At 57.5% G+C, this 14,202-nt stretch carries 14 protein-coding genes; 9 read left to right on the top strand and 5 right to left on the bottom strand.

Translation table 11 applies throughout. The features are described from left to right. Window positions 1-97 precede the first annotated feature (97 nt). Genes HY36_RS05225 through HY36_RS05210 form a run of 4 tightly spaced genes read left to right on the top strand, consistent with a single transcriptional unit; the run spans window position 98 to window position 4,552 of the window. A complete protein-coding gene (locus tag HY36_RS05225; protein WP_035549524.1) occupies window positions 98-1,102 on the top strand; it encodes a cysteine synthase A in 1,005 nt (334 codons plus the stop codon). A 3-nt stretch (window positions 1,103-1,105) separates the two neighbouring features. Further along, window positions 1,106-1,951: a sulfurtransferase gene (locus HY36_RS05220; protein ID WP_035549521.1), complete on the top strand. Its 846-nt coding sequence runs from the start codon at window positions 1,106-1,108 to the stop codon at window positions 1,949-1,951. After that, complete coding sequence (gene metC / locus HY36_RS05215; RefSeq protein ID WP_035549519.1) at window positions 1,948-3,105, top strand: cystathionine beta-lyase; 1,158 nt, start codon at window positions 1,948-1,950, stop codon at window positions 3,103-3,105. Before HY36_RS05220 ends, metC begins: the two co-directional genes overlap by 4 nt. Window positions 3,106-3,133: 28 nt before the next feature. After that, window positions 3,134-4,552, top strand: a complete 1,419-nt coding sequence (locus HY36_RS05210) for an SLC13 family permease (RefSeq protein ID WP_155841720.1) — start codon at window positions 3,134-3,136, stop codon at window positions 4,550-4,552. A 125-nt stretch (window positions 4,553-4,677) separates the two neighbouring features. Here the strand turns inward: HY36_RS05210 and HY36_RS05205 are convergent, their stop codons facing one another. Together HY36_RS05205 and HY36_RS05200 are read right to left on the bottom strand one after the other, a co-directional pair. Further along, window positions 4,678-5,703: an NADP-dependent oxidoreductase gene (locus HY36_RS05205; protein WP_035549513.1), complete on the bottom strand. Its 1,026-nt coding sequence runs from the start codon at window positions 5,701-5,703 to the stop codon at window positions 4,678-4,680. A gap of 44 nt (window positions 5,704-5,747) precedes the next feature. Next, window positions 5,748-6,188 carry a hypothetical protein gene (locus HY36_RS05200; RefSeq protein WP_035549511.1) on the bottom strand — a complete coding sequence of 147 codons (441 nt, stop codon included), beginning with the start codon at window positions 6,186-6,188 and terminating at the stop codon, window positions 5,748-5,750. Window positions 6,189-6,337: 149 nt separating this feature from the next. Between HY36_RS05200 and polA the strand changes: the two genes are divergently transcribed. Continuing rightward, window positions 6,338-9,127, top strand: a complete 2,790-nt coding sequence (polA, locus tag HY36_RS05195; protein ID WP_035549509.1) for a DNA polymerase I — start codon at window positions 6,338-6,340, stop codon at window positions 9,125-9,127. Window positions 9,128-9,199: 72 nt separating this feature from the next. Further along, entirely contained in the window at window positions 9,200-10,102 is a 903-nt protein-coding gene (locus HY36_RS05190; protein ID WP_155841718.1) for a hypothetical protein, read from the top strand. A 49-nt stretch (window positions 10,103-10,151) separates the two neighbouring features. Here HY36_RS05190 and HY36_RS05185 read toward each other — a convergent pair whose 3' ends face one another. Beyond that, on the bottom strand, window positions 10,152-10,817 hold the full coding sequence (locus tag HY36_RS05185; RefSeq protein WP_035549505.1) for an oxygen-insensitive NAD(P)H-dependent nitroreductase NfsB: 666 nt from the start codon (window positions 10,815-10,817) through the stop codon (window positions 10,152-10,154). A gap of 51 nt (window positions 10,818-10,868) precedes the next feature. Next, window positions 10,869-11,753 (bottom strand): DUF4437 domain-containing protein, encoded by an 885-nt coding sequence (locus tag HY36_RS05180; RefSeq protein WP_051602524.1) that lies wholly within the window; start codon window positions 11,751-11,753, stop codon window positions 10,869-10,871. Window positions 11,754-11,902: 149 nt separating this feature from the next. Here HY36_RS05180 and HY36_RS05175 point away from each other — a divergent pair, with 149 nt between their 5' ends. The 3 genes from HY36_RS05175 to HY36_RS05165 all read left to right on the top strand — a co-directional run bounded on the left by HY36_RS05175 (window position 11,903) and on the right by HY36_RS05165 (window position 13,706). Further along, window positions 11,903-12,259, top strand: a complete 357-nt coding sequence (locus HY36_RS05175; RefSeq protein WP_035549502.1) for a winged helix-turn-helix transcriptional regulator — start codon at window positions 11,903-11,905, stop codon at window positions 12,257-12,259. A 159-nt stretch (window positions 12,260-12,418) separates the two neighbouring features. Further along, the gene (locus HY36_RS05170; RefSeq protein ID WP_035549500.1) at window positions 12,419-13,111 is read left to right on the top strand and encodes a response regulator transcription factor; all 693 of its coding nucleotides are present in this window, start codon (window positions 12,419-12,421) and stop codon (window positions 13,109-13,111) included. Further along, the gene (locus HY36_RS05165; protein ID WP_035549497.1) at window positions 13,083-13,706 is read left to right on the top strand and encodes a hypothetical protein; all 624 of its coding nucleotides are present in this window, start codon (window positions 13,083-13,085) and stop codon (window positions 13,704-13,706) included. Before HY36_RS05170 ends, HY36_RS05165 begins: the two co-directional genes overlap by 29 nt. On the opposite strand, the gene HY36_RS05160 is transcribed toward HY36_RS05165, so the two are convergent. Next, window positions 13,666-14,145 (bottom strand): DUF3995 domain-containing protein, encoded by a 480-nt coding sequence (locus HY36_RS05160; protein WP_035549494.1) that lies wholly within the window; start codon window positions 14,143-14,145, stop codon window positions 13,666-13,668. The two genes, HY36_RS05165 and HY36_RS05160, sit on opposite strands and share 41 nt — an antisense overlap. Window positions 14,146-14,202: the final 57 nt, after the last annotated feature.

The following is a 14,202-nucleotide window of genomic DNA, read 5'->3' as shown; positions in this document are numbered from 1 at the left end:
TCACCTTGCATCTGCAGGATTTCCAGCGGTTGTGAAAACGGCCTTTGCGCACTAGCTTCGATGGCACAACAGAACGACCAGAATCGGACCCCTCCTGATGCAGTTTCATCGCTCGGTGATCGACCTTATCGGCAACACCCCCCTGCTCCGTCTCAACCAGGTATCAGACGAAACCGGCTGTGAAATTCTCGGCAAGTGCGAGTTCCTGAATCCCGGTCAATCCGTGAAAGATCGCCCTGCGCTGGGGATCGTGCGTGATGCAGAGGCGTCAGGAGAGCTGAAGCCTGGTGGCACCATCGTCGAAGGCACAGCGGGGAATACCGGCATCGGGCTCGCGCTTGTGGGCGCGGCGCTTGGCTATCGCGTCGTCATTGTCATGCCGCGCACGCAGAGCCAGGAGAAGAAAGACGCCATCCGGCTGCTCGGCGCAGAACTGATCGAAGTTGACGCGGTCCCATACAAAAATCCCAATAATTACCAGCAATTCTCCCGCCGCCTCGCGGAAGACCTCGCCAAGTCAGAGCCGAACGGCGCAATCTGGGCCAATCAATTCGACAATGTCTCTAACCGGAAGGCCCACTACGATACGACCGGCCAGGAAATCTGGACCCAAACCGACGGAAAGCTGGATGCGTTCATCTGCGCTGTTGGCTCCGGAGGTACGCTGGGCGGTGTCTCTCTGGCCCTCAAGGAAAAAAGCAAGGACATCCAGATTGGCATCGCAGACCCCGGCGGCGCCGCATTGTACGAATACTACAAGAATGGCGAGCTGAAGTCTGAAGGCACGTCCATCACCGAAGGAATCGGTCAGGGACGGATAACGGCGAACCTTGAGGGCATTGAAGTTGACCGCGCCTACCGCTGCACCGATGAGGAAGCGCTGAATATCCTGTTCGATCTGGTTCGCAATGAAGGCCTCTGCCTTGGAGGTTCCGCCGGGATCAACGTGGCCGGCGCGGTTCAGATGGCAAAGGACCTTGGACCGGGCCACACCATTGTCACCATGCTCTGCGACTATGGCAATCGCTACCAGTCTAAGCTCTACAATCCGGAGTTCCTGAAATTGAAGGACCTTCCTGTGCCCGACTGGATGGAGGCCTGATTCATGGAACACGAAGATCCGCTCGTCACCGCCGAATGGCTGAAAGAGAACATCACCGCCCCTGATGTCAGAGTGGTCGATGCCACCTGGTTTCCACCTTTCCTCAACATGGAGAAAACCGGGCGCCAGGCCTGGAGCGAAGGCCACATTCCAGGCTCGGTCTATTTCGACATTGACGCGATCAAGGCTGGGGGCACTGACCTGCCGCACATGCTGCCCGACCCGGTGATGTTCTCATCACGCGTCCGCAAACTCGGTATTGGCGACGGCAACCGCATCATTGTGTACGACCAGTTCAAGTTCTTCGCGTCGGCACGCGTCTGGTGGATGTTGCGCGTGATGGGCCAAAAGGATGTGAAGGTCCTCGATGGCGGATTGCAGGCATGGATTGACGCGGGTGGCGAACTCGAAGACCTGCCGCCCGTACCTGTCGAACGCCACTTCACGGCACGTGTGCGCTCCGACTTGGTGAAGGATGCAAACCAGGTTCTCGCAGCCTCAGAGGCCGGGTCTCACACCATCATTGACTCAAGATCACCAGAGCGTTTTTCCGGCGACGCACCGGAGCCACGCGAGGGCCTCCCTTCAGGGCACATTCCGGGCAGCATCTGCCAGCCATCTGGAGAATTGAGAACACCCGACGACAGGCTGAAATCCGCGGACGAGCTTCGGACATTGTTCGCAGATCCGATGGCACCAACGATCTCGACGTGCGGATCCGGCGTATCCGCTGCTGTCACCGCCCTCGCCCTCGCGCGCCTCGGCAATTGGGACGTCGCCGTTTATGACGGGTCATGGACGGAATGGGCCTCTGACAGCTCTCGCCCAATCGCAAAAGGCGCCGCATGACAAAAGACACCGCGACCCGCTTGATCCATACGCGCGGCCGCCGAATGGACCAGAAGACCGTCAATCCACCGGTTGAGCGTGCTTCGACAGTCCTGTTCGATACATCTTCTGATCTCTATGGCGCAAAGCCCGGCTATGGACGTATGGGCCTGTCTGTCCACCGCGAGCTCGAAGCCGCGCTATGCGTTCTCGAAAATGCCAGTCACGCGAAGCTGACATCAAATGGATTGCAGGCATGCGCCCTCGCCATCGGCAGTCAGGTGAAGGCTGGCGACCATGTCTTGTTCACGGACTCCGCCTACGGACCAACTGCGCGGTATCTCGAACGCAGGCTGCAGAATATGGGGATAAGCGCGACTCGTTTCCCCCCAAGATGCGGCGCCAACATTGCTGAATACATCCAGCCGAATACGCGCGTCATCTATCTGGAATCTCCAGGCTCCCTGACATTCGAAATCAGCGACACGCCAGCGATTGTCGAGATTGCAAAAAAGCACAATATCCGGACCATTCTGGACAATACGTGGGGTGCCGGGCTGCTACACAGGCCGCTGGATCTTGGCGTCGACCTTTCCGTTCAGGCGCTGACAAAATATGTGGTCGGGCATGCAGATGTATTCGGCGGCGCCGTCATGAGCCGCGACAAGCGTATCGCGCAGGATGTTCTCGATTGCGCAGACGATTGGGGCATCAGCCTTGCCCCGGACGACGCCTATACCGCGCTTCGTGGCTTGCGCAGTTTGAAAACCCGTCTTGATGCCCACGAAGCGGCTGGGCTCAAACTGGCTCATTGGCTGTCTCAACGGAATGAAGTTTCGCAAGTGCTACATCCGGCCCTCGAAGACCATCCGGATCACGCTCTTTGGAAACGGGACTTTTCGGGTTCCAACGGCCTCTTCTCATTCGTTCTGAATGCCACAGGATCAAATGCGCTCAAGCGCTTCTTTGACAGTCTGGAACTCTTCTCCATGGGCTTTTCCTGGGGCGGCTTTGAAAGCCTGATCATCCCTTGCGATCCGCAGCTCAACCGGTCTGCGGATCACTGGATCCACGACAAGGCCGGCCCTTTGTTACGCATCCATGTCGGCCTGGAATCACCGGACGATCTGATTGCCGACCTCGACGCCGGGTTTACTGCGATGCAGGGAGACTAGGGTGCAATTGGGGGCACGGAAAATTGGGTTGCTACTCGGTCCAGCCCTCGCCGGTCTGATGTGGCTGGCCGGTGCACCGGAGGGCTTGAGCGATGCGGCGTGGGGCACAGGCGCCCTCATGGTGTGGATGGCCGTCTGGTGGGCAACCGAGGCTATTCCGATCCCCGCAACATCCCTGCTTCCACTCGTCGTATTGCCTTTGGTCGGTGCAGGGTCTCCAGCCCAGACAGGCAGCGACTACGCGAACCATATCGTTATCCTGCTACTCGGCGGCTTCATCGTCGCTCTGGGTATTGAGCGATGGGGGCTCCACAAGCGGATTGCCCTGAATGTGATCGCGCGGGTCGGCGCGTCTCCGGGGGCGATTGTGTTCGGCTTCATGTTGGCCACTGCCGTATTGTCGATGTGGATATCGAACACGGCATCAACGCTCATGATGGTGCCCATTGCCATTTCAGCCAGCGCGGTGCTGGGCAACATATCGCGACATTTCACGACAGCCCTGATGCTGGGGATTTGCTACGCTGCTTCCATTGGCGGTGTGGCGACACCAATTGGCACGCCGACAAACCTGATCGCGATCAGTTGGCTACAGACCGAGGCGGGCGCGCATATCGGGTTCGCGCAATGGATGGCCTTCGGACTACCCGCCATGGCGCTGTTGCTGCCAGTCGCCTGGTGGAACGTGACACGCGGCATGCCGGCACGTTCAGACAACGCAGATGCCGTCCAGGCGCACGTAAGGACACAGCTCAACGAACTCGGCGGCATGACGAAGCAGGAAATGCGCGTCGCGATTGTGTTCGGCATAACGGCGACACTCTGGTTGCTGAGGCTTCCGATACAGATCTTCCTCGAATCTGCGGGCATCGACCTGCTGGCGAATTTTGGCGGCGCGGAAGTCGACATGATGATCGCAATCTTTGGCGGTGTGCTCATGTTCCTGGTCCCGGCAGGCGGCGAGGAAGATCGCGGCCTGCTCGACTGGAAGGAAGCGGAGCAAATTCCCTGGGGCGTATTGCTGTTGTTTGGTGGCGGCATCGCAATGGGCAAGGCGATTTCACGAACTGGTCTCTCGGAGTGGATTGGCGAAAATTTGCGCATATTGGACGTGCTGCCGCCGCTCGTTTTCATCGTGATCGTCGTTGCCCTGGTAATCTTCCTGACAGAGGTGACGTCGAACGTGGCAACGATGACGACGCTCGCGCCCGTGCTCGGATCTCTTGCAGTCGCGCTTGGGACCGCGCCAGAAAGCTTGCTCGCGCCAGCCGCAGTCGCCGCCTCATGCGCCTTCATGCTGCCCGTTGCCACGGCTCCGAATGCGATCATCTATGGGTCTGGGCATGTCACGATACAGCAAATGATCCGCAAGGGATTTTACATCAATCTCGCGGGCATCGTGATCATCGCCGCTGTCGGGTACTGGATTGCACCGCTCGTATTGTAGCGAAGCCCGATGCCTGCCAGCACCGGGCTTCTTTTTGAGCCGACAAGTTCGCGTCCCGCGATCCCAGCTTGTCCGACACCAGACATAGCCAGCACAGCTGAACGCGACCTGAACTCCTTGGTCGGTTAGACTTCAGGTGGCTCGCTGACCTGCACTATCAGCTTGCCCAAATTCTTGCCTTCAAACAGGCGCGACAGACTGCCGGGAGCATTCTCCAGCCCGTGGACGATATCCGTTTCGAACTTGATCTTTCCCTCCATCAGCCATTGAGCCATCTGCTGAATGCCCTCGGGGAAGCGTGGGAAATAGTCGATCACGATGAAGCCCTTCAACAAGGTGCGCCGCATAAGCAAATTCGAAAAGCTGTACGGTCCGGGCACCGGTTCGGTCGCGTTGTACGTGCTGATCAGGCCGCACAGAGGCATACGCGAGAAATCGTTCAGGCGGGCAATCACCTGATCCATGATCTTGCCGCCTACATTCTCGAAATTGATATCGATGCCATCCGGGCAATGCTCGTCCAGCGCTGCGCCGACATTTTCGGATTTATAGTTGATCGCTGCATCAAAGCCGGCGGTCTCGGTCAGCCATCTACACTTCTCATCGCTGCCCGCAATCCCCACGACCCGGCAGCCCTGGATCTTGGCAATCTGACCGACCATCGAGCCGACGGCACCCGCAGCGGCGGACACCACAACCGTTTCACCTGCCTTCGGTTTGGCAATATCCATAAGGCCAAAATAGGCCGTCATGCCCGTTGCGCCGAGCGGCCCCATATAAGCCGTCAGCGGCACGCCCGGCAGGCGCGGCAGCGCATTCAGGGCCTCGCCCGGCAAGTTCGAATATAGCGACCAGGTGGCAAGTCCCGTGTTCACAATGTCTCCGGGCTTAAGCCCGTCAAACTTGCTTTCCACCACTTCCGCAAGGCCACCGCCTCGCATGGCATCGCCAATACCCACAGGTGGCAGATAGCCATCAACATCACTCATCCAGATGCGGTTGGTGGGGTCCAGCGACAGGTAAATCAACCGCGTGCGCACCTCCCCGTCTTTCAGGGGCTCGAGCGGTGCCTCGACCAATTCGAGATCACCTTCCTTGAGATCGCCCACCGGACGCTGTCGCAGAATCCAGCTTTTGTTCAATTCGGCCATTCATTCCTCCCATGCTTTGAAATGGAGGCTAGGCCAAAACCGCGCTAGCGCAAGACGCCCCGCCGCGTCATCCGCCACGCATAGAACAATAGCAAGGCGGCTATCAGGATGATTATGGCTGCAAATGCGGGGTTTGACGCGCCTTCGGGTACGTCTTTCAAAGACAGGCTGTAGATCATTGATATCGTGGCCCCGGCCAGCGAGACAGCAAATGCCCAAACCGCGTACCGGCTGCGCATCAGCAGAAGTATCGACCCAATCAGAGCGCCCCAGACTCCAAGCGCCCAGATGACGTATTGCCAAGCTGGGAAGGAATAGAAAAAAGCTTGCTGTTCTTCGGTATAGTTCGACATATAAGGCGCCCAGCGTGTCACCGTTGCGGTGAAATCAAACGCGCCAAAACCATTCCATATGGTGGCCAGCACTCCCACCAACCAAAGGTGCCAGGGCGTACCGACTGATTGCGTTTTCGGTGTCTCGTTCATGTTTCCCTCCCAGGATTATGGAGAGAGTTTACGCTGCGTAGCCCCATTGGGCAATTCCACGCCCATGCGCCTGCAATCCTGCGCGCTCAATGGGTGACGCCGTCCTGAAGGCGGGCTAAACAATTCGCCAGAACAAGGAATCCCGACTCATGGCCACTGCCCCCGTCGACAAGGACAGTCACCTCTATCTGGTAGACGCCAGCGCCTACATCTTTCGCGCCTTTCACGCTCTGCCACCGCTGACGCGGGCGAGTGACGATCTTCCCATCGGGGCGGTCAGCGGGTTCTGCAACATGCTGTTCAAACTGCTGGAAGACTTGAAAGGCGACGAGCGGCCAACGCATTTCGCCTGCATATTCGACAAGTCCTCGATCACCTTCCGCAATGATCTGTACGACCAGTACAAGGCAAACCGGTCAGAGCCACCGGAAGAATTGCGTCCACAATTCCCCCTGGTCCGCCGCGCTGCCGAAGCGTTTGCTGCCCACGCCATTGAGAAAGAAGGATTCGAGGCCGACGATCTGATCGCCACTTATGCCAGACAGGCCGAGGCCAAGGGCGCCCGCGTGACCATCGTCTCGTCCGACAAGGATCTGATGCAATTGGTATCTGACCAGGTCGTCATGCTGGACACGATGAAGAACAAGACGCTCGGCCGGGATGCCGTGTTTGAGAAGTTCGGCGTTGGCCCGGAAAAGGTTGTCGACATTCAGTCGCTGGCCGGCGACAGCGTCGACAATGTCCCCGGCGCGCCCGGAATTGGTGTGAAGACTGCGGCGCAATTGCTGGACACTTATGGCGATCTCGAAACCCTGCTGGAGCGGGCCGAGGAGATCAAGCAACCGAAGCGCCGCCAGACCCTGATCGACAATGCGGACCTGATCCGCATTTCGAAACAGCTTGTCACCCTGAAGGATGATGTCCCGCTGGACGTGCCGCTGGAAGACCTGGCTGTGCAGGACCCGGACCCGGACACCTTGATCAGCTTCCTGGAAGAGATGGAATTTCGCACCATAACCCGCCGCGTGCGCGAAATGATGGAACTGGAAGGCGCCATCGAAACCGCTCAGCCTACGGCAGATCCGATTGACCGGAGCAAATACATCTGCATCCGGGATTTTGCTGAACTGGAAGAATGGGTCGCGCGCGCCACAAAACAGGGCTTTGTCGCCGTCGATACGGAAACCGATAGTCTCGACTCCATTGCCGCAAACCTCGTTGGAGTATCGCTCGCGCTATCCCCGAACGAAGCGTGCTACATTCCGCTTGCCCATGTCGACCCTGACAGTGCAGGCGATGGTGACATGTTTGGCGCAGACCCACCGCGCCAGATCAGGATGGCGGACGCGCTTCGCGCTCTGAAGCCAATGCTGGAAAACCCAAGTGTTCTGAAGATCGGGCAGAACATCAAGTATGACCTGTCCATTTTCGCCACGCACAAGGTCAATGTCGCACCGATCGATGACACGATGTTGCTGTCGTACGTGCTGAATGCGGGCAAGCACAATCATGGAATGGATACTCTGTCTGAGCGCTATCTTGAGCACAAGACCATTCCGTTCAAGGAGATTGCCGGCACGGGCAAGTCCCAGAAAACGTTCGACCAGATCGCGCTGGACAAGGCGACCGAATACGCCGCCGAAGATGCCGACATCACATTGCGCCTATGGCAGGTCTTCAAGCCGCAGCTACGGACCGAGAAAGTGACGACAGTGTACGAGACTCTGGAACGACCGCTCGTACCGGTGCTGGCAAAAATGGAACAGGAAGGGATCAAGGTAGACCGCGATCACCTGTCTCGCCTGTCTTCCGACTTTTCTCAACGCATGGCCGCGCTCGAAGCAGATGCCTATGAGCAGGCCGGCCGCGAATTCAATATCGGCAGCCCGAAACAATTGGGCGAAATCCTGTTCGACGAGATGGCGCTTGAAGGCGGCAAGAAAACCAAGACTGGCGCGTGGCAAACCGACGCCGATGTGCTGGAAGGGCTCGCCGCAGAGGGTCACGCCCTGCCCCGCACCATCGTCGATTGGCGCGGATTATCGAAGTTGCGATCGACATACACAGAAGCATTGCAAGCGGCGATCAACCCAAAGACAGGTCGTGTCCACACCAGTTTTTCCATGGCCGTTGCACAGACGGGTCGCCTCTCATCTACGGATCCGAACCTGCAGAACATCCCCGTCCGCACCGAAGAGGGCCGCAAGATCCGCGAAGCTTTCATTGCCGATGAGGGAAATGTCCTGGTCAGCGCCGACTATAGCCAGATCGAACTACGTATCCTGGCGCACATAGCCGACATCGATGCTCTCAAGAATGCGTTCCGCGATGGTCTTGATATCCACGCCATGACGGCCAGTGAAATGTTTGGTGTGCCAATTGAAGGCATGGACCCGATGGTCCGCCGCCAGGCCAAGGCGATCAATTTCGGGATCATCTACGGCATTTCCGGATTTGGCCTGGCGCGCCAACTGGGCATTCCGCAGGGAGAAGCCAGCGAGTACATTAAGACGTACTTCAAACGCTTCCCCGGCATACGCGCCTATATGGACGAAACCAAGGCATTCGCGAAAGAGAATGGTTTTGTGACGACCGCCTACGGACGGAAAATCAATCTGTCCGGTATCAAGTCAAAAGGCCCTCAACGCTCGTTCGCTGAACGTCAGGCCATCAACGCACCGATTCAGGGCTCGGCCGCTGACATTATCAAACGCGCCATGATCCGCATGCCCGAAGCATTGGCCAAGGCAGGTTTGTCGGCGCGCATGCTGTTGCAGGTGCACGATGAGCTCGTCTTCGAATGCCCGGAAAAGGAGGCTGACGCGTTGATCGACACCGTCAAAGCCACGATGCAGGGCGCCGCCGGACCTGCGCTTGAATTGTCAGTGCCACTCGTCGTGGACGCGCGGGCCGCCAGCAACTGGGCCGAAGCGCACTAAAGCCTAACCAAGTTTTCACACACGCTGTGCCTGCTCTCATGTTAGCGTTCCCGGAACATGGGGGAGCTAATTATGAGACACGGCTTGTTGTCGGGATTGATCGCGGTAGGCTTGGGTAGCCCGGCGATCGCCGAGACAGATTTGTCTACGCTCAGGACCCAGATTGAGCAGGCAATGGTATCTGAGGATTTGCCGACGATCTCCGCAGCATTCGGCCAGGACGTCTGGATCATGCCGGAATATCAGAAAACCATGATCGGGTCCGAACATGCCGCATTGTACTACAAAACGCTGTTTGACGGCATCGACATCACGCATTTCGATAAGGCGCTGACCGAGACCATTCCGGTCGACGCGCTGAAAATCGACATCGGCGAATTCACTCTGCGCTATACGGCAGCGGACGCCACAGAAGCGAAGGAAATATCCGGGCACTACGTAGATGTCTGGCAGGAAAGTGCGTCGGGAGATTATACGCTACTGGCGCAAGCTTGGAATTTTGACAGCGTGTACCCGGAAGTACGCGAAACCAACATGTTTGATACGCTGCCAGGCGTCCATTTGGCCTTTACGCCATCGGTGCCCATCGATACGGGCGTAGCATTCGATCATCTTGCCGTCGACCTAGACAACGACGCTGCGATGATAAGACAACAACCCGACCTTCTCCACTACGTTTACGCCGAAGACGCCGTAATGTATCCACATGACAGCGAACCGGAAGTGGGCCGGGAAGCGATAAAGGACTTTTTGGAAGGCTATACGTCTGGCTGGCCCAGTTTTGACTTCATAAAAGCAGCCTCTCACAGGATTGAAGGTACCTCGCCTTATGTCTTGTCTCTGATTTCCTACAACCTTCGCTGGGATTCACTGGACACTTCCGGCGTATCCATCGGCAAGGGCATACGTATCATGAAGCGAAACAAGGATGGGTCGTTGCGGACCTACCGCATAATCTCAATGCATGACCAATAAGACTGTGACGCCGTCCCGGCGCGGGTGAGCGACCAGGACGGCTACCAGGCTAAACTTCCATCAGGATATCCGAATACGGAAGGCGAGATTTCGGAAGGGACGCGTTGTAGTCCTGCTCCGGGTCATGATAGCCGAGCGGCACGACGAACAGGGCGGAATAGCCTTTCTCGCGCAGGCCGAATTCGGCATCCAGAACCGGTATCTCGATCCCTTCCATCGGCGTTGCGTCCACACCGAGCGCTGCAGCGCCCAGCAGGAATTGTCCGAGGTTGAGGTAGACCTGCTTGTCCATCCAGTGCTGGACATCCTTGAAGTCCTGCTTGTGCAGATTTACGAACAGTGACCGCCCGCCATGCATGGCTGGCTTATGAATTTCCTTGTCCGTGTCGAAGCGGCCGTCCTTGTCTTCCTGCTCCAGCACGTGCTGCAGATAGCCTTCCTCTACGGCCAGACGGCTGGCAAACACCACAACATGCGAGGCGTTGAGGATGGACGGTCGATTGAACGAATACTTCTCTGTCGCCTTGGCAACACGCTCCTTGCCCGCCTGCGTGGAAGCGATGACAAAATGCCAAGGCTGAATGTTCGTGCTGGATGGGCTGAAGCGCAGAAGTTCTTTCAGCTTCTCGACCGTTTCGTCCGGAATGCGACGGTTCGGATCGTACGCCTTCGTTGTATGCCGTTTTTTGGCATAGTAGGTGATATCATGCTGCATGAGATAGTCCTTTCAAGGAGAAAATTTGGAGAAAGTTTCGGGAGGGAAGGGTCAGTTCCGAGCAGAGGTGATCTTGAAATGTCCTTCGCTGCGGACATAAAACAGACAGTCCGCCTCGGCGTTGCACACGAACACATTCGCAGCGTCCGGCGCGCCTGACACAAAACTGCCAGGCACAAGCCCATGCTTTGCATGCGCATCGCCAATCTGAACTTCGGATTCTCCAGAAATCGAGACGACCTTGAGGCCTGCCTGGTCAGTGGACAGACGAACAGACTGTCCAGCACGTATCTTCATTAAAGTGCCGCGGGCGCTGGTATCTGTTTCACCTCCCCAAAGGAAGGCAACATCAGCGCCGCCACCCTGCTCGACCCAGGAGAGATCAGATGCGTCCAGCCAGACCAGGTTTGACCGGTCCAGATTTACAGGGCGCTCGCCATTGTCGAATGCGTTTTCGGTTGGTTCGACCAGATAAGGGCCTTCATCGATTTCAATATAGGCCATGTTGAACGCGCCCTGGGCCGACGTGATGTGCGCCTCTCCTGCTGGCTGCGTCCAGAAAGACCCGGCGGGCAGCCACATATCCGCCGCTCCCGGATCATCATTGTGAATTCGTCCCTCAATCACGATACCGCGGTAAGTCACGTTGTGAATATGTGGTGGGGAGGAGAAGCCTTGCTTGAACTGAACAAGGAACCCGGAAGCCCCCTCTGCCGCGCGATCTCCCCAGAGCGTTCCGGCTCTCGGGCTCGCATCACCACGGGCGGGATTGAGAGGGCCCCAGTCCACGTCAGAGGTCAAAACGATTTCGGAGTGCGACGGTGTACCCTGAACCTGCTGGGCGGTGGCACATGCCCCCATCAGCGAGACGACCAACACAGCGCATCCCATTCCGGAGACTGCATTTGGTATTGAGGGAAGTGAATTCAGAGGCATGAGTGATCCTTCCACGCGGCGGGTTCTATGGTGGCGTATGGCACGCCAGATGGGTTCAATCAGTTGACGCCCTCCGATTTATTCATACAAACTGAATGCGCAAGTACGCACAATTTTGGCCTATACGCACAGAAAGTATACTGTAAGACATGACCCGCTTCGAAAAATATGACTGTTCCGCTGGCTGCCCGGTCGAGGCGGCCCTGGAAGTGATCGGCGGAAAATGGAAGGGTGTGACGCTGTTCCATCTGCTGGATGGTGTGAAGCGTTTCAACGAGCTGCAGCGCGATGTCGGCAACGTCACCCAGCGCATGCTTACCAAGCAACTGCGCGAGCTAGAAGATGCCGGTCTAGTCCACCGCGAAGTCTATCCGGTGGTGCCTCCGAAGGTCGAATACAGCCTGACGACAAAAGGCGAAACATTGCGACCTATCCTGAATGCTCTGAAAGAATGGGGCGAAGAGCACGTATTCGCCGCGCCAGAACCAGCGACCAATATCCCTTAAATTGCCGTAATGTGAGCTCGCGGATGCCTTGATCCCTTGATTTCATTGCAATTGCGATGAAGGAGGGCTTTTGCCGTGACGCGAACCATGTTTGAACACCGTAATGTGAGACGGCCAGATCCCGCGCGCGGATATGCTGTGGCTGAGAAGGATAGACCGATGACGACTTTGGCACTGGTGGATGACGACGAAAACATCGTTGCGTCTCTGAAGATCTTTTTCGAGGCCGAAGGCTACAATGTCCGCACCTATCATGATGGTGAAGCCGCCCTGCCCGCATTGACCGAAACACCGCCAGATATTGCCATTCTGGATGTGAAGATGCCACGTATGGACGGCATGGAACTGCTGCGCCGCCTGCGCCAGACGTCGGAATTGCCCGTCATCTTCCTGACCTCCAAGGATGAGGAAATCGACGAGGTCATCGGCTTCAACATCGGCGCCGACGATTTTGTGCGCAAGCCCTGCTCCAATCGTCTGCTGGCCGAACGCGTGAAAGCGGTGCTGCGCCGCGCGCGCGGTGGCGTTGCAGGCACGGAAGAAGGCGATCAGAAGCCGATCGTCCGCGGGAAACTGACACTCGACCCAAACCGTCATGCCTGCACATGGGATGGCCATCCTGTCCGCCTGACGGTCACCGAATTCTTGATCCTGCAAGCCTTGGCCCAGCGCCCTGGATACGTGAAAAGCCGCGACCAACTGATGGACGCCGCCTATGACGACCAGATCTACGTCGACGACCGTACCATCGACAGCCACATCAAGCGCCTTCGCAAGAAGTTCCGCGAAGTGACCGATGAATTCGATGCGATCGAGACCCTCTATGGCGTCGGCTACCGCTACACTGAATAGACTCGGCGTTACCGAAATTTATATTGGCGGGGCGGGCGATACCCGCACGCGCCTCGTCGCGACCTTTGCTGAAACCCGGCAACGTATGTTTGCGCATGATGCACATCGCAAGGCGCATTATTTCCCGCACTACGCCCCCCACCGATGCCTGAAGTGCGCACGTCAGGCGGTCGCCGCTGGACGCCGACTGGTATTGATCGGCCATAGCTGGGGCGGCGACACGGCGTTACGGGTGCTGAGGTCTCTCAACCCCGAATTTGTTGACCTGCTTGTCTGTGTGGACCCTGTTCCCAAATCGCGGCTCAATCCGCCACCGACACCGCGTAACGCCAGGCACATCATCCATGTCGATGCGCGGCCAACCCGCCCAAACCAGTCAGACAGCGTGAAAGATCTCGGCCAGTGGATCGGGGGCACACTGCACCGGCGCCTTGCAATTGCGCACACTCAAATCGTCGCCGACCTGAACCATTTTGCATTTGCGCAAATGATGGCCTCCCCGGATGACAACGGATTGTCTGCGATAGATTACATCAATCAACTTAGAGACCGTTTCAGCCGCCCCCGAACCGCCAACTCCAGTTCGGCAAGCTGATGACCAGCAATAGAAAGCCCAATCCGATCAGGAAACTCAGAGGCGAATATACGCGGCGGTTCAGGCTCAGGAATGGCAATTCTGGCGCTGACCGTTCAAAAGCTGGCAACACGCCAATAATTCCTCGCCCCAGAAACACGAGCGCAGCCGCCAGTCCCGCCAGCGCCAGCGCCGCCTTGTGCAAGAACAGCAATTCCGTAGCGAACACATGTCCGCCGAGCAGACCCGCCAGCACTGCCGCCGCAAACAAACAGAACGCAACGCCGGCACAAGACAGCGAAGACGGCATTTTCGTGATGCCTCTACGCCCAACAACAGCGCGCGCCAGCGCCTGTTCATTTGCGCAGGGAAAACTGCTGCCCAGCGCCCACAGAAGATGCAACACTCCCAGCGCGACCAGGATTGAAACAAGGATCAAAGATGTGATGGGCGCAAACATGTCTACACTCCCGAGGCTTGGCGACACTTCTAAAATGCGTCGACCACTTGCCGTTCC

Source organism: Hyphomonas atlantica corrig. (genome assembly GCF_000682715.1).
Taxonomy (GTDB): domain Bacteria; phylum Pseudomonadota; class Alphaproteobacteria; order Caulobacterales; family Hyphomonadaceae; genus Hyphomonas; species Hyphomonas atlantica.
This window is presented reverse-complemented; position numbering and strand designations above follow the sequence as displayed.

What these genes read in the sequence shown, in the direction of transcription:
- polA (WP_035549509.1), top strand. Translation starts at nt 6,338, where the DNA reads ATGGCCACTGCCCCCGTCGACAAGGACAGTCACCTCTATCTGGTAGAC.
- HY36_RS05170 (WP_035549500.1), top strand. Translation starts at nt 12,419, where the DNA reads ATGACGACTTTGGCACTGGTGGATGACGACGAAAACATCGTTGCGTCT.
- HY36_RS05225 (WP_035549524.1), top strand. Translation starts at nt 98, where the DNA reads ATGCAGTTTCATCGCTCGGTGATCGACCTTATCGGCAACACCCCCCTG.
- HY36_RS05180 (WP_051602524.1), bottom strand. Translation starts at nt 11,753, where the DNA reads ATGCCTCTGAATTCACTTCCCTCAATACCAAATGCAGTCTCCGGAATG.
- HY36_RS05200 (WP_035549511.1), bottom strand. Translation starts at nt 6,188, where the DNA reads ATGAACGAGACACCGAAAACGCAATCAGTCGGTACGCCCTGGCACCTT.
- HY36_RS05220 (WP_035549521.1), top strand. Translation starts at nt 1,106, where the DNA reads ATGGAACACGAAGATCCGCTCGTCACCGCCGAATGGCTGAAAGAGAAC.
- HY36_RS05160 (WP_035549494.1), bottom strand. Translation starts at nt 14,145, where the DNA reads ATGTTTGCGCCCATCACATCTTTGATCCTTGTTTCAATCCTGGTCGCG.
- HY36_RS05165 (WP_035549497.1), top strand. Translation starts at nt 13,083, where the DNA reads ATGGCGTCGGCTACCGCTACACTGAATAGACTCGGCGTTACCGAAATT.
- HY36_RS05185 (WP_035549505.1), bottom strand. Translation starts at nt 10,817, where the DNA reads ATGCAGCATGATATCACCTACTATGCCAAAAAACGGCATACAACGAAG.
- HY36_RS05205 (WP_035549513.1), bottom strand. Translation starts at nt 5,703, where the DNA reads ATGGCCGAATTGAACAAAAGCTGGATTCTGCGACAGCGTCCGGTGGGC.
- HY36_RS05190 (WP_155841718.1), top strand. Translation starts at nt 9,200, where the DNA reads ATGAGACACGGCTTGTTGTCGGGATTGATCGCGGTAGGCTTGGGTAGC.
- HY36_RS05175 (WP_035549502.1), top strand. Translation starts at nt 11,903, where the DNA reads ATGACCCGCTTCGAAAAATATGACTGTTCCGCTGGCTGCCCGGTCGAG.
- metC (WP_035549519.1), top strand. Translation starts at nt 1,948, where the DNA reads ATGACAAAAGACACCGCGACCCGCTTGATCCATACGCGCGGCCGCCGA.